This is a genomic window from Cereibacter azotoformans (assembly GCF_021391315.1).
Classification (GTDB): Bacteria; Pseudomonadota; Alphaproteobacteria; order Rhodobacterales; family Rhodobacteraceae; genus Cereibacter_A; species Cereibacter_A azotoformans.
On record NZ_CP090021.1, the window covers coordinates 1,309,947 to 1,329,534 of the forward strand.

Here is a 19,588-nt window from a genome sequence, read left to right on the forward strand (position 1 = left end):
CGGCGGCGCAGGGGGCGTGATCGGCGACCTCCCGCTTTGACAGCAACGCGTCTTGCATCGTAAGTTGACACGGGGCGGGGAGGCTCCGGGTGCGGGTTGCGGGGGGAATGTTGCATGACGGCGCATGTGCTGCTGATCGAGGACGAGCCGAACATTGCCGAAGCGATCCGGTTCATCCTGATGCGCGACGGGTTGAAGGTCTCGACCCACTCTAGCGGCGCCGATGCGATCGAAGCGGTGCGAAGCACGCAGCCCGACCTTCTGATCCTCGACCTGATGCTGCCCGGCATGAGCGGCTTTGACATCCTCTCGGCGCTGCGGGCCGATCCCCAGACCGAGGATCTGCCGGTGCTGATGCTGACGGCCAAGGGGCAGGTGCGCGACCGGGCCGCCGCCGAACGGGCCGGGGTGGATGCCTTCATGTCGAAGCCCTTTTCCAACACCGAGATGCTGGCGTCGGTCCGGGCCCTGGTGCCGCGATGAGCCGCCGGCGCTCGCCGCTCTTTCTGGCGCGGCGATCCTACCGCAAGCGGCGGCTGCGGGATGCGGCGCGGATGCTGCCGGTGCTGGGCGCCTTCCTGTTCCTGCTGCCGATCCTGTGGGAGCCCGCCGCCACCGACCGCCGCGACACGGCGCCGGACGGGATCTATCTCTTCGTGATCTGGGCGCTGCTCATCCTGGCGGCCGCGGTCATGGCGCCGGGCCTGCGGGCCGAGCCGCGCGAGGATGGCGCGGGCGACGAGGGCGTCGGCGGAGGCGGGGCGGACTGATGCCGTTTGACATCCTCGTCCTGGCCTGCCTCTGCTATGTGATCCTTCTGTTCCTCGTGGCCTTCCTCGTCGAGCGCCGCTCGGTGGGTGAGGCGCTGCCCTGGCTGCGCTCGCCCCTGGTCTATACGCTCTCGCTCTCGATCTACTGCACCGCCTGGACCTTCTACGGCGCGGTCGGATACGCCGCCCGCTCGGGGCTGGAATATCTGACCATCTATCTCGGGCCGACGCTGGTCTTCGTGGGCTGGTGGTGGGTGCTGCGCAAGCTGGTGCGGATCGGGCGACAGCAGCGCGTGACCTCGATCGCCGACCTGATCTCGTCGCGCTATGGCAAGTCGAACCTGCTCGGGGTTCTGGTGACGCTGCTCTGCGTGGTGGCGGCCACGCCCTACATCGCGCTTCAGCTCCAGTCCGTCACGCTGAGCTTCAGCGTCTTTGCCAGCGGCCCGCACGAGGGCTGGCAGATGCCCGACCACGACAGCACCTCGATCTGGGTGGCGGCGGGGCTGGCGCTCTTCACCATCCTGTTCGGCACCCGCAAGCTCGATGCCAACGAGCAGCACACCGGCATCGTCACCGCCATTGCGGTCGAGGGCGTCGTCAAGCTCGTGGCGCTGGTGGCGGTGGGGGCCTTCGTGGTCTGGGGCGTGGCCGACGGCCCGGCCGACGTGATCGCGCGCATCGACCGCTCGGTCATCGCCGACTGGGATCTGGTGCCCTCCCGCTGGGCCGGGTTGACCATGCTCTCCGCCGCGGCCGTGATCTGCCTGCCGCGGATGTTCCAGGTGCTGGTGGTCGAGACCCGAGACGAGCGCCACCTCGCCACCGCAAGCTGGGCCTTCCCGCTCTACATGTTCCTCATGAGCCTCTTCGTCGTGCCGATCGCGGTCGTGGGGCTCGAGATCATGCCCGAGGGGGCGAACCCCGACCTCTTCGTGCTGACGGTGCCGCTCGATCAGGGGCAGGGCGGGCTGGCCATGCTGGCCTTCCTCGGCGGCTTCTCCTCGGCCACGGCCATGGTGATCGTGGCCGCGGTGGCGCTGGCGACGATGGTGTCGAACCACATCGTCATGCCGCTGTGGCTGTCGCTCCGGGCGACGCCGGGGGTGGCGGGGGACGTGCGCGGCATCGTGCTGCTCGCCCGGCGGATCTCGATCGCGGGCGTGCTGGGGCTGGGCTATGGCTATTACCGCCTCTCGGGCGGGTCGAGCGCGCTGGCCACCATCGGGCTGATCTCCTTCGTGGGGGTGGCGCAGATGCTGCCCGCGATGCTCGGCGGGATCTTCTGGCGCGGCGCCACCCGCACCGGCGCCCTCTGGGGGCTGACGCTGGGCTTTGCGGTCTGGGCCTATACGCTCTTCCTGCCTTCCTTCGGACCCGACGCCGTGATCCCTGCGCGGATGCTGCTCGAGGGCCCGTTCGGCATCGCGTGGCTGCGGCCGCAGGCGCTGTTCGGGGTCGAGGGGATGGATCCGCTGATCCATGCGATGTTCTGGTCGCTTGTGCTGAACGGCACCGTCTTCTGCGCCGCCTCGCTGGTGAGCTTTCCGCGCCCGCTCGAGCGGTTGCAGGGCGCGGCCTTCGTCAATGTCTTCGAGACCGGAAACCGCGGCCCGCAGGGCTGGGCGGAGGGCAAGGCCGAGGCCGAGGAGCTGCTGGTGATGGCCCAGCGCATCCTCGGCGAGGAGGAGGCGCTGGCGCTCTTTCAGTCCGAGGCGCGGTTGCAGGGCAAGGAGGGCTACCTGCCCGACCCGATCCCCGCCTTCGTCGAGCGGCTCGAGCGGCGGCTTGCGGGGTCGGTCGGCGCGGCCACGGCCCATGCGATGCTGGCCCAGCTGGCGGGCCGTGCGGCGGTGTCGGTCGAGGATCTGATGGCGGTGGCCAACGAGACCGCCCAGATCATGGAATATTCCGCCCGCCTCGAGGCGCAGCAGGAGGAACTGACCCGCACTGCGCGCCAGCTGCGCGAGGCCAACGACAAGCTCACGCGCCTGTCGGTGCAGAAGGACGCCTTCCTCAGCCAGATCAGCCACGAGCTTCGCACGCCCATGACCTCGATCCGGGCCTTCTCCGAGATCCTGATGGAGGGCGACCTTCCGCCCGAGATGGCCGCGCGTCACGCCCGGATCATCCACGAGGAGGCGATCCGTCTGACCCGGCTGCTCGACGACCTGCTCGACCTGTCGGTGCTCGAGAACGGGTCGGTGCAACTGAACCTCGGGCTCGCCAATCTTCAGCAGATGATCGACCGCGCGCTTCAATCCGCGGCCCACACACGGCCCGAGCGCAGCTTCACCATCCATCGCGATCCCGCCGTCGAGAACATCTTCCTCTACACCGACAGCGACCGGCTGGCGCAGGTCTTCATCAACCTGATCTCGAACGCGCGCAAATATTGCGACGCGGCCCATCCCGAGCTGCGGATCTCGGTCCGCCAGAAGGGCGGGCGGGTGACGGTGGATTTCGCCGACAACGGCTCGGGCATCTCGAAGGAGAGCCAGGAGCTGATCTTCGAGAAGTTCGCCCGCCTGTCGGACCAGACGCGGGCCGGGGGCGCGGGCCTCGGCCTTGCGATCTGCCGCGAGGTGATGGCGAACCTTGGCGGCACGATCACCTACCTGCCGGGGCAGGGCGGGGCCGCCTTCCGCGTGACGCTGCCGCTGCGCCTGCAACGCGCGGCCTGAGGGCGCGGACGTCAACCCTTTCTCAACCCTGCCATGCCAGAAGCACTTAGGCGGTTGCGGGACAGGGCTGTGACGGACGGCGTGCTCAGGCGAAAGATCGAGGCAAAGGCTCGGCCGGTGGTGGCGCAGGCCGCGGGGGCCGAGCGTGCCCTGCGCCTGTCGCTGGCGCGGGCGGCGCGGGATGCCTTTGCGCTGGCGCTCGATGTGGCGGGGCTTGCGTCCGCGCGCCGGTCGCTGGCCGAACTGCTCGAGATGCCCGAAGAACGCTCGCTCTACGCCATCGTCGAGGGGCCGGGGGAAGGCCTTGGCCTTGTCGCCCTGTCGCCGCCCGTCCTGTCGGCGCTGATCGAGGTGCAGACCATCGGCCGCGTCAGCGCGCAGCCTCCGGCCAGCCGCAAGCCCACGCGCACGGATGCGGCCATGGTGTCGGGCTTCATCGACCAGACGCTTGCGGAACTGGAGGTCCTTCTGGCCGAGGATGAGGACCGGATCTGGGCCGGCGGCTTCCGCTACGCCTCGTTTCTCGATGATCCACGGCCGCTCGGGCTGCTGCTCGAGGATTGTGCCTACCGCGTCCTGACGGTGAATGTGGATCTGGCGCTCGGCGCCAAATCGGGTCCGCTGCTTCTTGCGCTGCCGGCCGAGGGGCGCGGTGAGCCGCCGCTCCGGCCCGAGGCGCCCGAGGAGACCGGGACCCCCGGCTCGGACTTCGGCCTGGCGCTGGCTGAACAGGTGATGGGCGCCGAGTGCCTGCTTGACGCCGTGCTGGCCCGCGTCACCCTCCCGCTCGGAACGGTGATGGGCTGGCAGGTCGGGGACGTGGTGGACCTCTCCAAGGCCACGCTCGAGGATGTGGCCTTCGTGGCTCTCGACGGGCGTCAGGTGGCCGAGGGGCGGCTGGGCCAGCATCGCGGGATGCGGGCGATCCGCCTTGCCCCGGCGTCCGTGCCCGCCGCTTCGCCGGGAGGCGTGGTGCCCTTCGCCATGACCGGAACCGACGATTAGCTCCCGGTGATCAGGTCCCTTGCTGGGCCAGCCGGTCGATCTCGCGCCGGAACCCTTCCAGCTGGTAGCCGTGCCGGGCCGGCAGGGCGATCAGATCGTCGGTCGGCATCCGGCCCGCATTCGCCAGCGCCCAGACCACCGAGGAACGGTTGCCCGAGGCGCAATAGGCCAGGACGGGCCCCGTGGCCGCGTCGATGGCCTCACGCTGCCGGTGCACGTTTTCCAGCGTGATCGCCCCGCCGACCACCGGGTTCTCGACGAAGGTGAACCCCTCCGCCTCGGCCGCCCGGCGCATCCCGGCGGCGTGAAGGGCCGCCGGGATCTCGCCGTCCGGCCGGTTGTCGATGATCGTCGTGAAGCCCGCGGCGCGGAGGGCGGCCAGATCCTCGGGCGTGATCTGCGGCGCGACGGCATAGCCATCGGTGAGGGGGCGGAACGTCATGGAGATCCTCTCGAAACGGTGCCTGCGACCATAGCGCCCGGCGCCGAAAGAGGAAAGCCGTCGGCGGCGAGTGGCGCCGTGGGCGCCCCGCCGAGCTTAAATCATTGACCTGCATCAAGGAGGCATCCCGGACCTTCGCCTAACCTCGCTCCACCACAGGAGGTGCGCCATGATCGACATCGCCAGACGCAAGAGCCAACTCGAGGCCCGGCTTGCCGATCTGGGTGCGCGGCTTGAGGGGATCGAGGCCGAGCTCGACTCGCACAACTCCCGCGACTGGGAGGAACTCGCCACCGAGCGCGAGACCGAGGAGGTGCTCGAGAGCATGGGGAACTCGGGACAGCAGGAGATCCGCGCGATCATGGCGGCGCTCGCCCGCATCGAGGCGGATGAATATGGCTACTGCATGAAGTGCGGCGCCCCGATCGGCGACGCCCGGCTGGACGTGCTGCCCTACACGCCGTTCTGCCGCAACTGCGCCGGATGACCGGCGAAGGAGGAAAGATGTTGACCGCGAGAAAACCGGCCCTGGTTCAGCCCGTGCCCGAGACCCCCGCTGCCGATCCGGCCGACACCGCGACGGAGGGGCTGGCCCACCTGCTGGCCGAGATGCAGGGGCTGGCGCTTGTGCTTCCGCCCGTGGATCGCACCGACGCCGAAATCGAGGCCGGCTTCGACAACATGCCGGTGTGACGGCGGGCCCTGCGGGGGGATCCCGAAAGGCACTCTCGCCCGAATGCGGGCCGCCTCTTCGCGGCGGCCGTCAGGCCGTCAGCCGAGCAGGATGCCCACGACCACACACATGAGGCCGATGGCCGAAACCCCCAGCGCGGCGAGGTTCAGCACCACGACGCGCTGCAGACGATCGCGCATCTCGGCATCGGGCAGGCCCGAGCGACGCGCCGACAGCGCCAGCCAGATGCACCAGACGAGCCCGCCGACACCGGCGAGCGAGATCGCGGCTCCGATCCAGATCATCCATTCCATGCCTGTCTCCCGCTGGATTGCGAGGCGGGCCTAGCCGAGCGGACGGCCGCTGGCAAGGGTGCTCGCCCGGCGGTCGTGACCGGCACCGTCCTTGTGCCGCTTGATCCGGCACCCCGGCCCGCGATAGGAGGGGCGCAAACGAGACCAAGAGGCAGAGAGATGAGCGACCCGCTGGATTCCTACAACGTCACCGCCGACGAACTGCGCCAGTTCATCGAGCGGTACGAGCAGCTCGAGGCCGAGAAGAAGGATGTCACCGAGCAGCAAAAGGAGCTGATGGCGGAGGCCAAGGGCCGCGGCTACGACACCAAGGTGATGAAGAAGGTCGTGGCGCTGCGCAAGCGCAAGCCCGACGACATCGCCGAGGAAGAGACCATCCTTGAACTCTACAAGAACGCCCTCGGGATGGCCTGAGCGGCCGGCGGGGCCGTGCGCCCGTCTCGGGCGAGCAAGGCGCCCCCGGGCAGCGAAGCGACATGGCCGGGTTGCAGATCGCGACAGGATCCGCAACCGGCTGCGCGTGAAGACGATCGGGAATCGCGCGGGCTTTTCTGGACAGGAAAACGGCTTTCGGCTATGCGGCAGGCATGATCGACCCCCGCCCCTCGGATCTGCGCGCCCCGCGCAAGAGCCTGCGGCTGCCTCGGCCTGACGGTTGGTCCCTGGGCGCGCTGGTCATCGCGACGCTCGTGCTGATGCCGATCGTCTCGATCGTGTGGATTGCCTTTCATCCGGTCGAGAACATCTGGCCGCACCTGCTGTCGTCGGTTCTGCCGCGCTACCTGACCAACACGCTCGTGCTGATGACGGGGGTGGCGGCGCTGACGGCGGCGGTCGGAACGGGTGCGGCCTGGCTTGTCACCATGTATCGCTTTCCCGGCGCGCGCGTCCTGGATCATGCGCTGCTGTTTCCGCTGGCCATTCCCGCCTACATCGGCGCCTATGCGCTGGCGGATTTCTTCGACTATTCGGGCGCGCTGCAGACCACGCTTCGCGGGCTGGCCGGCTGGCAGTCGGCGCGCGACTACTGGTTCCCCGAGGTCCGGTCGCGGTGGGCCGCGATCCTCGTCCTGTCCTCGGCGCTTTACCCTTACGTCTATCTCCTGGCGCGGGCGGCCTTCCGCGAGCAGTCGGGCGCCTCCTACGAGGTGGCGCGGGCGTTGGGCAAGGGCCCGTGGGGGCTCTTCTTCCGCGTGGGCCTGCCGCTGGCCCGGCCCGCCATCGCCGCGGGCGTGGCGCTGGCCATGATGGAGACCGTCGCCGACTTCGGCACGGTCGAGCATTTCGGTGTGCAGACGCTGACCACCGGCATCTTCTCGGTCTGGTTGACAGCCGGCAACGCGGGCGGAGCGGCGCAGATCGCGGGCGTGGTGCTGGTGCTGATCTTCCTGCTGCTGGCGCTCGAGCGGATCGGGCGCCGGAACGCGCGCTTTCACCGCATGTCGCGGGGGGCGCGTCCGATCCAGCCCGTGCGCCTGCGGGGCGTGCGCGGGTGGGGGGCCTCTGCGCTCTGCGCCCTGCCGGTGGCGATGGGCTTCCTGCTGCCGGTGGGGGTCATGCTGAACCATGCGCTGCGCAAGCCGGACGCCTGGACCTCGCCGGGCCTGACGCGCGCGCTGGCCAACACGCTGACGGTGGGAGGGGTCGCCGCGGTCCTGACCGTGGGTGGGGCGGTGTTTCTCGTCTATGGCGTGCGTCTCGCGCGTCGGGGGTTGCCGCGGCTGGTGCTGCCGCTCACGCTGCTGGGCTACGCCGCGCCGGGTGCCGTGCTTGCCCTTGGCCTGCTGATCCCGCTGGCCGCCCTCGATCACCGGCTTGCCGATGCGGTGGCCGCGGTGACGGGCCGCGATCCGGGCCTTCTGCTGACGGGGACGGCGGCGGCGCTGGTGCTGGCCTACATGGTGCGCTTCTTCGGGGTGGCCCAGGGCGCGGTGGATTCGGCCTTTGGCCGGATCTCGCCCAGCCTGCCGATGGCGGCGCGGTCGCTCGGGCGGGGGCCGGGAGCGGTGCTGGGCCGGGTCTATCTGCCGCTGATGCGCGGTTCGGTGGCGACGGCGCTGCTGGTGGTCTTCGTCGATTGCGTGAAGGAGTTGCCCGCGACGCTGCTTCTGCGGCCGTTCAACTACAACACGCTCGCCACGCGCGCGCACGAGCAGGCGAGCCTCGAGCGGCTGGGCGAGGCTGCGCCGGCCGCGTTGCTTGTGATGCTGGTGGGGATTGCCGCGGTGGCGCTTCTGGCGCGGGCCAACCGCGTGCGGTGAGGTCTTGCGCCGCCCGCCGCGGCGCGCTATCGGAAGCGGGTGCTGCGGGCTCGCCCGTGGCGCCGGACAGCGGCCGGCAGATCGTTCCTGCCACGCGGTCCGAGCGGAGGTATCCGCCTTGGCCGGTGTAGCACAGCGGTAGTGCAGCGGTTTTGTAAACCGAAGGTCGGGGGTTCGATCCCCTCCGCCGGCACCATTCTCCTCTCTGCCAGAGGGCAGGTTCGCGTCGCCCGATGTCTCGCACTACGGTTGCCGGATCAGCGCATCCGTTGCGGAGGTTGCGTGCCGCGGCTGGTGCGCCGGCAAGGGTGACGTCTCAGACTTCGGCAAGCGCAGTGGCGAGCAGGGCCAGCGCCCGTTCGACCGACGCACGCCGCACCTCGGCCCGTCCGAGGGGGCCGAACTCCACCGTTTCCACGAAGGTCGGGCCGCCGCAACGCGCGAGGCCGAAGCAGACCCGCCCCTCGGGCTTGAACTCGGACCCGCCGGGGCCGGCGATGCCGGTGACCGCCACCGCCAGCGTGGCCTGCGAGCGCGCCAGCGCGCCCTCGGCCATCTCGCGCGCAACCTCCTCGGATACGGCGCCGACGCGCGCGAGCGTCTCGGGGGCCACGCCCAGCATCGCCACCTTCGCGGCGTTGGAGTAGGTCACGAACCCCCGGTCGAACACGTCGGACGAGCCTGCCACATCGGTCAGCGCGGCCGAGATCATGCCGCCCGTGCAGCTCTCGGCGGTGGCGATCCGGGCCGACTTCGCCCGCGCGAGCGCGAGGAGTTCGGCCGGGCTCACATCAGCACCCCATGGGCGATGCCGGCCGCGATCATGGTCGCCACGCCCGCGAAGACGCCCGCCAGCAGGTCGTCGGCCATCAACCCCACCCAGTCCTCGCGCCGGTCGAGCCGCCCGATCGGGCCCGGTTTCCAGATATCGAAGAGGCGGAAGAACAGGAAGGCCGCCAGCCACCCCGGATAGGGGAAGTTCCAGCTGTCGAGCCCCATCAGCCAGAAGCCGAAGGAGGGAAACGAGAGCGCGATCCACTGGCCCGCGATCTCGTCGATGACGAACTCGGGCGGGTCGGCGTGGGGGCGCAGCTTCAGCTCTTGCCGCGCGGCCCAGAGACCGAGCGCGCAGGCGGCGAGCGTGGCGGCCAGCAGCAGGGGGAAGCTGCCGAGCCCGTGCAGCACCAGCCCCGCCGCCACCGCGAGGGCGGCGGCCCAGGTGCCGGGCGCGGGCTTCAGCAGGCCGATCCCGCCCCCGATGCAGATCGCGTGCGAGACCCTCATGCCTGCAGGAGCGTGGCGGTGGCGATGCAGGCAATGCCTTCCTCGCGGCCCGTGAAGCCCAGCTTTTCCGAGGTGGTGGCCTTGACCGAGATCCGGCCCACCTCGACCCCCATGATCGCGGCGAGGGCCTCGCGCATGGCGGGGGCCATCGGGCCGATCTTCGGGCGCTCGCAGATCAGCGTCACGTCGCAGTTGGCCAGCGTGAAGCCGCGGGCCGCGATCCGGCCCATGGCATGTTCGAGGAAGATGCGCGAGGCGGCGCCTTTCCATTGCGGATCCGAAGGCGGGAAATGAACGCCGATGTCGCCCTCGGCCAGCGCGCCATAGATCGCATCCGTGAGCGCGTGCATCCCCACATCGGCGTCCGAATGGCCGATCAGGCCACGGTGATGCGGCACGCGCACCCCGCAGAGCCACACATGGTCGCCGGGGCCGAAGGCGTGCACGTCAAAGCCATTGCCGGTGCGGATGTCCATTCCAGTCTCCTCGTTCGTCTGGGGCCGCCGGTCGGACCGGCGGGGTCATGGGCCGACCCATCGGGGCCGGCGGTGTCTCGGCCGACCTCCGCCCGCGAAGGCCGGAGGTCCGGCGGCGTCAGGGGGCCGGGCGCGCGGTCAGCAGCCGCTCGGCCCGCGCGAAATCGCCGGGGTAGGTCACTTTCAGATTGTCCTCGCAGCCTTCGACGATGGCGACCTCGAGGCCTGCGGCGCGCGCCACCTCGACATCGTCGGCCGCGCCGCCCGGATGGGCACGGTGGGCCGCAAGGATCGCCTCGAAGCGGAAGGCTTGCGGCGTCTGGGCCCGGAAGAGGCCGGTGCGGTCCTGCGTGCCCACGACGCGCCCGCCCTCACCGCGCCAGAGCGCATCGCTCACCGGCACGGCGGGGGCCGCACCGGGAGAGGCGTCCAGCGCCTCGATCATCCGGGCGATGAGCGCCTGTGCCACCAGCGGGCGCGCGCCGTCATGGATCAGCACGTGTTTGACGCCGCGGCCCGCCAGCGCCTCGAGCGCGTTGCGCACCGAGGCATCCCGCGAGGCGCCGCCCTCGACCAGCTCGACGGCCCCCTCGGCCACGTCGGGCAGGGCCTCGGCCCGTGCGCGATCGTCCGGGTGGATCACGAGAAGCGTCCGGTGCACGCCCGGCGCGGCGCGAAAGGCCGCGAGCGTGCGGGCCACCACGGGCTGCCCGGCCAGAAGCTGCCACTGCTTGGGCAGGTCTCCGCCCGCCCTTGTGCCGCGTCCGGCGGCCACGATGATTGCGGCTGTCGTCATGATCCCGTCATCCCTCTGCCCGAACCTCTATGCGAAGGCGCCGCCCGAGACAATCGACCCTCCTGTCGCGGCCCGGCTACGGAGAGTCAGCAGTTTCATCAAAGACGCCTAAAAATTATGCAAAGCACGCTTTTCCGGCAGGCCCGCGACGCGCCGAATTGTCTTCTGCCTCAGCTGGCCGTAACTGAGGGCTGACGCACAAGGAATAGGCAATTGGCCCTTCGCATCGCTCAGCTTCCGGTGGATCCGCCGGTGCTCCTCGCGCCGATGGCGGGAATAACGGATCTTCCCTTTCGGCGGCTGGCCGTGCGCTTCGGCGCGGGGCTCGTCGTGTCCGAGATGGTGGCCAGCCGCGAGATGGTCTGCGCGGGCACCGAGGCGCGGGCGCGGGCCGAGATCGGCGCGGCCGAGGGCCGGACGGCGGTGCAGCTGGCGGGCTGCGATCCGCACTGGATGGCCGAGGCCGCGCGGCTGGTCGAGGCGCAGGGCGCGCGGATCATCGACATCAACATGGGCTGCCCGGCCAAACGGGTCACGAACGGCTGGTCGGGCTCGGCGCTGATGCGCGAGCCGGACCGGGCGCTCGCGCTGGTCGAGGCGGTGGTGGCGGCGGTGACGGTGCCGGTCACGCTCAAGATGCGGCTCGGCTGGGACGAGGGGATGCTGAACGCGCCCGAGATCGCGCGCCGGGCCGAAGCCGCGGGCGTGGCGATGATCACGATCCACGGCCGCACGCGCTGCCAGTTCTACACCGGCCGCGCCGACTGGGCCGCGATCCGCCCGGTGGTCGAGGCGGTCTCGGTGCCGGTGGTGGCCAACGGCGACATCACCGGGCCGGAGGAGGCGCGGGCGGCGCTCGAGGCCTCGGAGGCGGCGGGGGTCATGGTCGGGCGCGGGGCGCAGGGCCGTCCGTGGCTGCTCGGCCGCATTGCGGCCGCGCTCGAGGGCCGGGCGTTGCCCGATGCGCCCTTCGGGGCCGCGCTCGCCGATCTGGTCGTGGCCCATTACGAGGAGATGCTCTCCTTCTACGGCCGTGACCTCGGGCTGCGCGTCGCGCGCAAGCATCTGAACTGGTATCTCGAGGCCGCGGGCCTCGCCGCGCACCGCGGCCCCATCGTGACCGGCACCGACCCGGCGCAGGTGGTCCGGCTGCTGCGGCAGGCGTTCGGTGCGCAGGAAAGGGTTGCCGCATGAGCTTTCGTTCGCCCTATCCGGTCCCCGGCGTGATCTGGGCCAGCCTGCCGCTGCCGGCGGTGCTGATCAATCCCGAGGGCCTGATTATCGAATCGAACCCGGCGGCGGAGGCCTTCCTGAATGCCTCGTCGCGAAGCCTGCAGGGCCAACCCGCCTTCGACCGGCTGACGATCGACGCGCCGGTGGAAGAGGCGGTCACGCGGGCCCGGATCAACCAGTCGCCGATCTTCATCAACGACGTGGACGTGACCTCCGGCGAGCGTCCGCCGGTCCAGTGCAACATCCAGATCGCGCCGTTGCACGACAATGCCGAGGTCGTCATGCTGCTCATCTCGCCGCGCGAGATCGCCGACCGGCTGGGGCGGGCGACGGCCGCCAAGTCGGCGGCGAAATCCGCCATCGGCATGGCCGAGATGCTGGCGCACGAGATCAAGAACCCGCTGGCGGGCATTTCGGGCGCGGCGCAGCTGATCGCCATGAACCTCGCCCCCGAGGACCGGGAACTGGCCGATCTGATCGTCGAGGAGACGCGCCGCATCGTGAAGCTGCTGGAGCAGGTGGAACAGTTCGGCAATCTGCGTCCGCCCGAGCGGCGGCCGGTGAACATCCATGACGCGCTCGACCGCGCGCGGCGTTCGGCGGCGGTGGGCTTTGCGGCCCGGATGCGGATCACCGAGGAATATGACCCCTCGCTGCCCGCGACCTACGCCGATCCCGACCAGCTGATGCAGGTCTTTCTCAACCTGATCAAGAACGCATCCGAGGCGGCGGGCCCGCAGGGCGGCCGCATCCGGCTGCGCACCTTCTACGACATCTCGCTCCGGCTGCGGCGGAGCGACGGATCGGGCGGGGCGCTGCCCCTGCAGGTCGAGATCATCGACGACGGGCCGGGCATCTCGCCCGACATCGCCAAGGAGATCTTCGAGCCCTTCGTTTCGGGGCGCGAGAATGGCACGGGGCTGGGCCTCGCGCTGGTCAACAAGATCATATCGGATCACGGCGGGCTGATTTCCGTCGATTCAGCGCCCGGACGCACCGTCTTCCGGGTTTCGCTGCCGGTCGCGCCCCGGGAAGCGGCGCTGAATGACATGGAGGTGAAGTGATGGACGGCACTGTTCTGGTGGCGGACGACGATCGCACGATCCGCACGGTGCTGACGCAGGCGCTCACGCGGGCGGGGTGCAAGGTGCACGCGACCTCCAGCCTCATGACGCTGATGCGCTGGGTCGAGGAGGGCAAGGGCGACCTCGTGATCTCGGACGTCGTCATGCCCGACGGCAACGGGCTCGAGGCGCTGCCGCGGATCTCGAAGCTGCGCCCCGGCCTGCCGGTGATCGTGATCTCGGCGCAGAACACGATCATGACGGCGATCCAGGCGGCCGAGGCCGAGGCCTACGACTACCTGCCCAAGCCCTTCGACCTGCCCGACCTGATGAAACGTTCGGCCCGCGCGCTCGACATGAAGCGCCGTGCGCCGGTCAACAAAGCCGCCCCTCCGCGCGAGGCGGGCGACGACCTGCCGCTTGTCGGCCGCACGCAGGCGATGCAGGCGCTCTACCGCCTCGTGGCGCGGGTGATGAATACGGACCTGCCGGTGCTGATCACCGGCGAGTCGGGGACCGGAAAGTCGCTGATCGCGCGCGCGATCCACGATTTCTCGGACCGCCGGACGCTGCCCTTCGTGGTGGCGCAGGCGGCGGACCTGCAGGGGGTCGAGGGGCCGGCCTCGCTGCTGGCCCGCGCCAAGGGCGGCAGTCTGGTCTTCGACGAGGTGGCCGACTACGACGAGGAGACGCAGGCCCGGATCGTGCGGATGCTCGACATGATGGGCGACAATGCCCCCCGGATCATGTCCACGAGCCAGGTGGATCTGGCCTCGCGGCTGGAGGGCGGGTCGTTCCGGCAGGATCTCTATTACCGGCTGGGCGGGGTCACGCTCCAAGTGCCCTCGCTGCGCGAGCGGGTGGACGACATCCCGCTTCTGGCCGATCACTTCCTGGCCCGCGGCGAGCGCGATCTGGGCACGACGCGGCGTCTGTCGAACGACGCGCGCGACCTGGTGCGCGCCTACAGCTGGCCCGGCAACGTCCGACAGCTGGAAAACACGCTCCGGCGGCTGATGGTCACCTCGGCCGAGGCCGAGATCACCCGGATCGAGGTCGAGGCGGTGCTGGGCAACCAGCCCGCGATGGAGCCCTTGAAGGGCGGCGGCGAGGGCGAGAAGCTCTCGTCCTCGGTCGCGCGGCATCTGCGGCGCTATTTCGACCTGCACGGAGGCGCGCTGCCGCCGCCCGGCGTCTATCAGCGCATCCTGCGCGAGGTCGAGGCGCCGCTGATCGAGATCGCGTTGGATGCGACGGCCGGCAACCAGGCGAAATGTGCCGATCTGCTGGGGATCAACCGCAATACCTTGCGCAAGAAGATCACCGATCTCGATATTCGCGTGACACGCCGCCGCAAGCTGATGTAAAACGGCAACAGGCGGCGTTGCACGCGGGCACGAACCCGGTCAGCGCCTGAAACGGGGAGGGCGGCCCAACCGCCCCCCGAGAGGCAGGACAGACCATCCGTGCGGACTGCTGCGCGCAGCAACACCTGGATCAAGCTGGCGCGCTGGCGCCGGCAGCGGCGTTTCCAGAATGCGGCGGCCTTCGGGCTGGTCATGCTGGGGCCGGTTCTGGCGTTGGCGACCTTCCTTGCTCTGGGGCCGATGAACCAGGGGGCGAACTCGCCCGGCCTGCGGTTCGTGCTGCTGGCCGATCTCGTCTATGTGCTCGTGGTGGCGGCGCTGGTGATCGCGCGGATCGCGCGCATGGTCTCGGACCGGCGCAGCCAGTCGGCGGGGTCGCGGCTGCATCTGCGGCTCGTGGGAACTTTCGCGGTGCTGGCGCTGGTGCCCACGGTGCTGGTGGCGGTCTTCGCCATGCTGACGGTGAACGTGGGCATCGAGGGCTGGTTCTCGGACCGGGTGCGGCAGGTGGTGGGGGCGTCGCTGAACGCGGCCGAAGCCTATCAGGAAGAGCACCGGCGCGACCTGATCGAGGATGCCGAGGCGCTGGCGGCCTATCTCAACGTGGCCAAGCAATCGACCTTCTTCCTGCGCGACGACCAGTTGCGCCCGCTGCTGTCGCAGGGCCAGGACCGGATCCAGCGCGGCCTGCGCGAGGCCTTCCTGATCGACGGCGGCGGCGAGCTGCGCACGCGCGGCGAGCGCAGCTATCTCTTCGACTTCGAGAAACCCGCAGCCGAGGATATCGAACGCGCCCGTTCCGGCGAAACCGCCCTGATCCAGGACTGGGCCAACAACGAGTTCCGCGCTCTGGTGCATCTCGAGGCCTTCCCGGACCGCTTCCTCTATGTCTCGCGCACGGTGGACGGCTCGATCCTGAGCCTTCTCGACGACACGCGCGAGACCGTCGTGCTCTACCACCAGCTCGAGGCCGAACGCGGCCGGATGCTGTTCGAGTTCGGACTGCTCTACCTCGGGTTCGCGCTGATCCTGATCCTCGCGGCGGTCTGGCTGGGCCTGTGGTTCGCCGAGCGCCTCTCGCGTCCGGTGGGCCGGCTGGCCGGCGCCGCGCAGCGCGTGGGGGCGGGGGATCTCGACGTGCAGGTGGTCGAGGAGGAGGGCGACGACGAGATCGCCATGCTGGGGCGGCTCTTCAACCAGATGACCCGGCAGCTCAAGGGCCAGCGCGACGCGCTGATGGACAACAACCGCCAGACCGAGCGGAGGCGGCGGCTGTTCGATTCGGTGCTCTCGTCGGTGACGGCGGGGGTGATCGGGCTCGATGCCGTGGGGCAGGTCGATTTCATCAACCGCGCGGCCGAGCGGCTGCTGGAGCTGCCCGAGGCGGGGAACCTGCCGCTCTCGGTCGCGGTCCCCGAGTTCGCCGCGCTCTTCGAGCGGCTGCGCGAGACGGGGGCGGCCGTGCAGGAAGAGATCCGCCTGATCCGCAAGGGCCGGATGGAGAGCCTTCTGGTCCGCATGAGCCCGCGGCGCACCGAGAGCGGGCGGCTCGAGGGCTATGTGGTGGCCTTTGACGATGTGACCGATCTGGTCTCGGCGCAGCGGATGGCGGCCTGGGGCGACGTGGCGCGGCGCATCGCGCACGAGATCAAGAACCCGCTGACGCCGATCCAACTCTCGGCCGAGCGGATCAAGCGCAAGTTCCGCCCGCTGGTCGGAGAGCAGGCGGGCGATCTCGACCAGTATGCCGATGTGATCATCCGCCAGACCAACGATCTGCGGCGGATCGTGGACGAATTCTCGAAGTTCGCGCGGATGCCCGAGCCGGACCGGCGCGAGGCGGATCTGGTGAAGCTGGTCCGCGACGCGGTGCTGTTGCAGGAGGCGGGCCAACCCGGCGTGCGGATCCGGGCCGCGCTGCCCGCCGAGGCCTGGCTGATCGACATCGACACGACCATGATCGGGCAGGCGTTGACAAACCTGATGAAGAACGCCGGAGAAGCCATTGAAGCACGATCGGAAAATGAGCAAGCGGACTGGCGGGGCGAAATCCGGGTGAGCCTTGCGGTGGACGAGGATCAGGCCCTGATCCGCATCTCGGACAATGGCACGGGCCTGCCGCCCGACCGGACGCGGCTGTTCGAGCCCTATGTGACGACGCGCGAGAAGGGCACGGGCCTCGGCCTGCCCATCGTCAAGAAGATCATCGAGGAACATGGCGGCATCCTGACCCTTGCCGATGCCGAAGCCTTTTTCGAGGACGGGCACCGCGGGGCCATGGCGGAGATCCGGCTGCCCCGCATCCTGCGCAGCCGGGCGCGGGCCGCAAGGGCCAGCGAAGCGATACTGGAGGAAAAATGAGCAGCATTCTGATCGTCGATGACGAGCGCGACATCCGCGAACTTGTCGGGGATATCCTGCGCGACGAGGGCTTCCAGATCCGCCTGGCGGCCAATTCGGACGAATGCATGGCCGCGATCAACGCCGAGCCGCCCGCGCTGATGATCCTGGACATCTGGCTCAAGGACAGCCGGATGGACGGGATCGACATCCTCAAGCGGACGAAGCGCGACAACCCGGACGTGCCGGTGGTGATCATCTCGGGCCACGGCAACATCGAGATCGCGGTCGCCGCGATCAAGCAGGGCGCCTACGACTTCATCGAAAAGCCGTTCAACATTGACCAGCTGATGGTGGTGGTGCAGCGCGCGATGGAAACGGCGCGTCTGCGCCGCGAGAACAGCGAACTGCGCCGCCGCGACACCAGCACGGCCGAGATGCTCGGCGCCTCGCCCGCCTTCCGGCTGCTGCGGTCGCAGCTCGAGAAGGTCACGAAATCGAACGGGCGGGTCATGCTCTCGGGGCCGGCGGGGTCGGGCAAGGAGATGGCGGCCCGCTTCATCCATTCCAACTCGGGCCGCGCGGGTGGACCCTTCGTCTCGGTCTCGTCGGCCACGGTCCAGCCCGACCGCATGGAGGAGGTGCTCTTTGGCCGCGAGACCCCGGATCGGGGGATCGAACAGGGGCTGCTGGAGCAGGCGCATGGCGGGATCGTCTATTTCGACGAGGTGGCCGACATGCCGCCGGGCACGCAGTCCAAGATCCTGCGCGTGCTGACCGAACAGCAGTTCACCCGGCAGGGGGGCACCGACAAGGTGCGCGTCGATCTGCGGGTGATCTCCTCGACCACGCGCGACCTGCGGGCGGAGATCGCCGCCGGCCGCTTCCGGCAAGAGCTTTACGACCGGCTGAACGTGGTGCCGATCGAGGTGCCGGCGCTGGCCGACCGGCGCGAGGACATCCCGATGCTGGCCCGGCATTTCATCGAGATGTTCCACCGCAGTCAGGGCCTGCCCCTGCGCAGCCTGACGGGCGAGGCCGAGGCGATGCTGCAGACGATGCTCTGGCCGGGCAACGTGCGCCAGCTGCGCAACGTGATCGAGCGGGTGCTGATCCTCGGCGACGGCTCCGGGCCGATCGAGGCGCGCGAGTTGCCGGGCAACGACGCCCCCGGCGAGGAGGGGCGGCTCATCCTCGGCGGGGCGCTGGCGACCCTTCCGCTGCGCGAGGCGCGCGAGCTGTTCGAGCGCGAGTATCTTCTCACCCAGATCAACCGTTTTGGCGGCAACATCAGCCGGACGGCGGCCTTCGTCGGCATGGAGCGCTCGGCGCTGCATCGCAAGCTGAAGTCCCTCGGCGTGGTCACGACCGCCAAGGGCGGCAGCCGGCTGGCGCGGATCGAGGATGATTTCGAGGACGAGGAGGAGGCGCTCGGGGCGCCCGATTGACCGCGGCCAGCCATTCTGCGAAGCAGGTGGGCCTGACAGTGCGGAGTCCGTGACATGAAGGTGATCATCTGCGGCGGGGGCCAGGTCGGCTGGCAGATCGCGCGACACCTCTCGGGCGAACGGAACGACGTGACCGTGGTGGACATGAACGCCGATCTCGTGCGGCGGGCCACCGACACGCTCGACGTGCAGGGCGTGGTGGGCTTCGCCTCCTATCCCGACGTGCTGGAAAAGGCGGGCGCACGCGACGCCGACATGATCATTGCGGCCACCCATTCCGACGAGGTCAACATGGTCACCTGTCAGGTGGCCCATTCGATCTTCGGCATCACGCGCAAGATCGCGCGCCTGCGGGCGCAGAGCTACCTCGACGCGATCTATTCGGATCTCTACCGCCGCGACCACCTGCCCATCGACGTGGTGATCTCGCCCGAGAAGGAGGTGGCCGAGGCCGCGCTTCAGCGCCTCGCCGCGCCCTCGACCTTCGACACCGAGAGTTTCATGGAGGGCAAGGCCCAGCTGCTGGGCGTCGCGCTCGACGAGGACTGCCCGGTGCTGAACACGCCGCTGAGGCAGCTCAACGAGCTGTTCACCAACCTCCGCGCCATCGTGGTGGGCGTGCGGCGCGAGGGGCGGCTGTTCGTGCCCGAGCCGGGCGACCAGCTTTTCGCGGGCGACGAGGTCTATGCCTTCGCCCATTCCGAGGATGTGGCCCGCACGCTCGACATCTTCGGCAAGACCTCGCGCAAGCAGGAGCGGATCATCGTGATCGGCGGCGGCAACGTGGGACTTGCGGTGGCCAAGGCGCTCGAGGCGCGGGCCGACCGGGTGCGCGTCAAGGTGATCGAGCGCAACCGCGCCAAGGCCGAGATCGCCGCCGACGGGCTGGAGCGGACCATCGTGCTGAACGGCGACGGCCTCGACATGGACCTGCTGATGGAGGCCAACATCGACCGCGCCGACGCCGTGCTTGCGGTGACGGATGACGACAAGACCAACATCCTCGCCGCGATCCGCGCCAAGCAGGCGGGCTGCCCGATGGCGATCGTCCTTGTGAACGATCCGACGCTGCTGCCGATCATGCAGGCGCTCGACATCGACGCCTACATCAACCCGCGCGCCACCACCGTGTCGTCGATCCTGCGCCACGTCCGCCACGGACGGGTGCGGGCGATCTATTCCATCGGGGACGCCGAGGCCGAGGTGATCGAGGCGCAGGTGCTCTCGACCTCGCCGCTGGCCGGGCGGCACATCCGCGACATCGACTTCCCCGAGGGGGTGCTGGTGGGCGCGGTGATGAAGGGCGACCGGGTGCTGAAGCCGACGGGCGACCTGCGGGTGGACGACGGCGACGTGATCGCGCTCTTCTGCATGACGGCCGACGTGCCGGAGGTCGAGCGCCTCCTGCAGGTCTCGATCGACTTCTTCTGA

At 69.7% G+C, this 19,588-nt stretch carries 20 protein-coding genes and 1 tRNA gene; 15 read left to right on the plus strand and 6 right to left on the minus strand.

The genetic code is table 11. The features are described 5' to 3' along the window. The first annotated feature begins 114 nt into the window (after window positions 1–114). From LV780_RS06595 to LV780_RS06610, 4 genes are all read left to right on the plus strand, one after another. Window positions 115–483, plus strand: a complete 369-nt coding sequence (locus LV780_RS06595) for a response regulator transcription factor (protein ID WP_011908497.1) — start codon at window positions 115–117, stop codon at window positions 481–483. After that, a complete protein-coding gene (locus LV780_RS06600) occupies window positions 480–770 on the plus strand; it encodes a hypothetical protein (protein WP_108220161.1) in 291 nt (96 codons plus the stop codon). Before LV780_RS06595 ends, LV780_RS06600 begins: the two co-directional genes overlap by 4 nt. Then, the gene (locus tag LV780_RS06605; RefSeq protein WP_011908499.1) at window positions 770–3,454 is read left to right on the plus strand and encodes a sodium:solute symporter family transporter; all 2,685 of its coding nucleotides are present in this window, start codon (window positions 770–772) and stop codon (window positions 3,452–3,454) included. Before LV780_RS06600 ends, LV780_RS06605 begins: the two co-directional genes overlap by 1 nt. A 69-nt stretch (window positions 3,455–3,523) precedes the next feature. Next, window positions 3,524–4,459 (plus strand): FliM/FliN family flagellar motor switch protein, encoded by a 936-nt coding sequence (locus LV780_RS06610; protein WP_108220162.1) that lies wholly within the window; start codon window positions 3,524–3,526, stop codon window positions 4,457–4,459. A gap of 10 nt (window positions 4,460–4,469) precedes the next feature. On the opposite strand, the gene LV780_RS06615 is transcribed toward LV780_RS06610, so the two are convergent. Further along, on the minus strand, window positions 4,470–4,901 hold the full coding sequence (locus LV780_RS06615) for a TIGR01244 family sulfur transferase (protein ID WP_101340685.1): 432 nt from the start codon (window positions 4,899–4,901) through the stop codon (window positions 4,470–4,472). A gap of 169 nt (window positions 4,902–5,070) precedes the next feature. Between LV780_RS06615 and LV780_RS06620 the strand changes: the two genes are divergently transcribed. Beyond that, entirely contained in the window at window positions 5,071–5,388 is a 318-nt protein-coding gene (locus LV780_RS06620) for a TraR/DksA family transcriptional regulator (RefSeq protein WP_011908502.1), read from the plus strand. A 17-nt stretch (window positions 5,389–5,405) separates the two neighbouring features. Then, window positions 5,406–5,594 (plus strand): hypothetical protein, encoded by a 189-nt coding sequence (locus tag LV780_RS06625; RefSeq protein ID WP_108220163.1) that lies wholly within the window; start codon window positions 5,406–5,408, stop codon window positions 5,592–5,594. Between the two features lie 78 nt (window positions 5,595–5,672). On the opposite strand, the gene LV780_RS06630 is transcribed toward LV780_RS06625, so the two are convergent. Beyond that, on the minus strand, window positions 5,673–5,888 hold the full coding sequence (locus LV780_RS06630) for a hypothetical protein (RefSeq protein ID WP_108220164.1): 216 nt from the start codon (window positions 5,886–5,888) through the stop codon (window positions 5,673–5,675). Between the two features lie 159 nt (window positions 5,889–6,047). Between LV780_RS06630 and LV780_RS06635 the strand changes: the two genes are divergently transcribed. From LV780_RS06635 to LV780_RS06645, 3 genes are all read left to right on the plus strand, one after another. Beyond that, window positions 6,048–6,302: a DUF2312 domain-containing protein gene (locus LV780_RS06635; RefSeq protein WP_011908505.1), complete on the plus strand. Its 255-nt coding sequence runs from the start codon at window positions 6,048–6,050 to the stop codon at window positions 6,300–6,302. A gap of 173 nt (window positions 6,303–6,475) precedes the next feature. Next, on the plus strand, window positions 6,476–8,149 hold the full coding sequence (locus tag LV780_RS06640; protein ID WP_108220165.1) for an ABC transporter permease: 1,674 nt from the start codon (window positions 6,476–6,478) through the stop codon (window positions 8,147–8,149). A gap of 121 nt (window positions 8,150–8,270) precedes the next feature. After that, window positions 8,271–8,345 (plus strand) — tRNA-Thr (locus LV780_RS06645). A gap of 120 nt (window positions 8,346–8,465) precedes the next feature. On the opposite strand, the gene LV780_RS06650 is transcribed toward LV780_RS06645, so the two are convergent. From LV780_RS06650 to ispD, 4 genes are all read right to left on the minus strand, one after another. Further along, window positions 8,466–8,939 (minus strand): CinA family protein, encoded by a 474-nt coding sequence (locus LV780_RS06650; protein WP_108220166.1) that lies wholly within the window; start codon window positions 8,937–8,939, stop codon window positions 8,466–8,468. Further along, window positions 8,936–9,433 carry a phosphatidylglycerophosphatase A family protein gene (locus LV780_RS06655; RefSeq protein WP_108220167.1) on the minus strand — a complete coding sequence of 166 codons (498 nt, stop codon included), beginning with the start codon at window positions 9,431–9,433 and terminating at the stop codon, window positions 8,936–8,938. Before LV780_RS06655 ends, LV780_RS06650 begins: the two co-directional genes overlap by 4 nt. Next, the gene (gene ispF, locus LV780_RS06660; RefSeq protein ID WP_011908509.1) at window positions 9,430–9,909 is read right to left on the minus strand and encodes a 2-C-methyl-D-erythritol 2,4-cyclodiphosphate synthase; all 480 of its coding nucleotides are present in this window, start codon (window positions 9,907–9,909) and stop codon (window positions 9,430–9,432) included. Before ispF ends, LV780_RS06655 begins: the two co-directional genes overlap by 4 nt. Before the next feature lie 118 nt (window positions 9,910–10,027). Further along, complete coding sequence (gene ispD, locus LV780_RS06665; RefSeq protein ID WP_108220168.1) at window positions 10,028–10,705, minus strand: 2-C-methyl-D-erythritol 4-phosphate cytidylyltransferase; 678 nt, start codon at window positions 10,703–10,705, stop codon at window positions 10,028–10,030. 213 nt (window positions 10,706–10,918) lie between these two features. Here ispD and dusB point away from each other — a divergent pair, with 213 nt between their 5' ends. The 6 genes from dusB to trkA all read left to right on the plus strand — a co-directional run bounded on the left by dusB (window position 10,919) and on the right by trkA (window position 19,588). Beyond that, complete coding sequence (gene dusB, locus LV780_RS06670) at window positions 10,919–11,899, plus strand: tRNA dihydrouridine synthase DusB (RefSeq protein WP_101340679.1); 981 nt, start codon at window positions 10,919–10,921, stop codon at window positions 11,897–11,899. Beyond that, entirely contained in the window at window positions 11,896–13,002 is a 1,107-nt protein-coding gene (locus tag LV780_RS06675; RefSeq protein WP_101340678.1) for a two-component system sensor histidine kinase NtrB, read from the plus strand. Before dusB ends, LV780_RS06675 begins: the two co-directional genes overlap by 4 nt. Beyond that, the gene (locus LV780_RS06680; protein ID WP_011908513.1) at window positions 13,002–14,369 is read left to right on the plus strand and encodes a response regulator; all 1,368 of its coding nucleotides are present in this window, start codon (window positions 13,002–13,004) and stop codon (window positions 14,367–14,369) included. The genes LV780_RS06675 and LV780_RS06680 overlap by 1 nt, the downstream gene beginning before the upstream one ends. Before the next feature lie 99 nt (window positions 14,370–14,468). Further along, window positions 14,469–16,730: a sensor histidine kinase NtrY-like gene (locus LV780_RS06685; protein ID WP_108220169.1), complete on the plus strand. Its 2,262-nt coding sequence runs from the start codon at window positions 14,469–14,471 to the stop codon at window positions 16,728–16,730. Beyond that, complete coding sequence (gene ntrX / locus LV780_RS06690) at window positions 16,727–18,157, plus strand: nitrogen assimilation response regulator NtrX (RefSeq protein ID WP_011908515.1); 1,431 nt, start codon at window positions 16,727–16,729, stop codon at window positions 18,155–18,157. Before LV780_RS06685 ends, ntrX begins: the two co-directional genes overlap by 4 nt. 54 nt (window positions 18,158–18,211) lie before the next feature. Continuing rightward, window positions 18,212–19,588 carry a Trk system potassium transporter TrkA gene (trkA, locus tag LV780_RS06695; RefSeq protein ID WP_011908516.1) on the plus strand — a complete coding sequence of 459 codons (1,377 nt, stop codon included), beginning with the start codon at window positions 18,212–18,214 and terminating at the stop codon, window positions 19,586–19,588.

Bases quoted from the DNA above. Each gene is read 5' to 3' on its own strand.
- LV780_RS06625 (WP_108220163.1), top strand. From the start codon at position 5,406: ATGTTGACCGCGAGAAAACCGGCCCTGGTTCAGCCCGTGCCCGAGACC.
- LV780_RS06620 (WP_011908502.1), top strand. From the start codon at position 5,071: ATGATCGACATCGCCAGACGCAAGAGCCAACTCGAGGCCCGGCTTGCC.
- LV780_RS06600 (WP_108220161.1), top strand. From the start codon at position 480: ATGAGCCGCCGGCGCTCGCCGCTCTTTCTGGCGCGGCGATCCTACCGC.
- ispF (WP_011908509.1), bottom strand. From the start codon at position 9,909: ATGGACATCCGCACCGGCAATGGCTTTGACGTGCACGCCTTCGGCCCC.
- LV780_RS06675 (WP_101340678.1), top strand. From the start codon at position 11,896: ATGAGCTTTCGTTCGCCCTATCCGGTCCCCGGCGTGATCTGGGCCAGC.
- ntrX (WP_011908515.1), top strand. From the start codon at position 16,727: ATGAGCAGCATTCTGATCGTCGATGACGAGCGCGACATCCGCGAACTT.
- LV780_RS06615 (WP_101340685.1), bottom strand. From the start codon at position 4,901: ATGACGTTCCGCCCCCTCACCGATGGCTATGCCGTCGCGCCGCAGATC.
- LV780_RS06595 (WP_011908497.1), top strand. From the start codon at position 115: ATGACGGCGCATGTGCTGCTGATCGAGGACGAGCCGAACATTGCCGAA.
- LV780_RS06680 (WP_011908513.1), top strand. From the start codon at position 13,002: ATGGACGGCACTGTTCTGGTGGCGGACGACGATCGCACGATCCGCACG.
- trkA (WP_011908516.1), top strand. From the start codon at position 18,212: ATGAAGGTGATCATCTGCGGCGGGGGCCAGGTCGGCTGGCAGATCGCG.
- LV780_RS06635 (WP_011908505.1), top strand. From the start codon at position 6,048: ATGAGCGACCCGCTGGATTCCTACAACGTCACCGCCGACGAACTGCGC.
- LV780_RS06630 (WP_108220164.1), bottom strand. From the start codon at position 5,888: ATGGAATGGATGATCTGGATCGGAGCCGCGATCTCGCTCGCCGGTGTC.
- LV780_RS06640 (WP_108220165.1), top strand. From the start codon at position 6,476: ATGATCGACCCCCGCCCCTCGGATCTGCGCGCCCCGCGCAAGAGCCTG.
- LV780_RS06605 (WP_011908499.1), top strand. From the start codon at position 770: ATGCCGTTTGACATCCTCGTCCTGGCCTGCCTCTGCTATGTGATCCTT.
- LV780_RS06655 (WP_108220167.1), bottom strand. From the start codon at position 9,433: ATGAGGGTCTCGCACGCGATCTGCATCGGGGGCGGGATCGGCCTGCTG.
- ispD (WP_108220168.1), bottom strand. From the start codon at position 10,705: ATGACGACAGCCGCAATCATCGTGGCCGCCGGACGCGGCACAAGGGCG.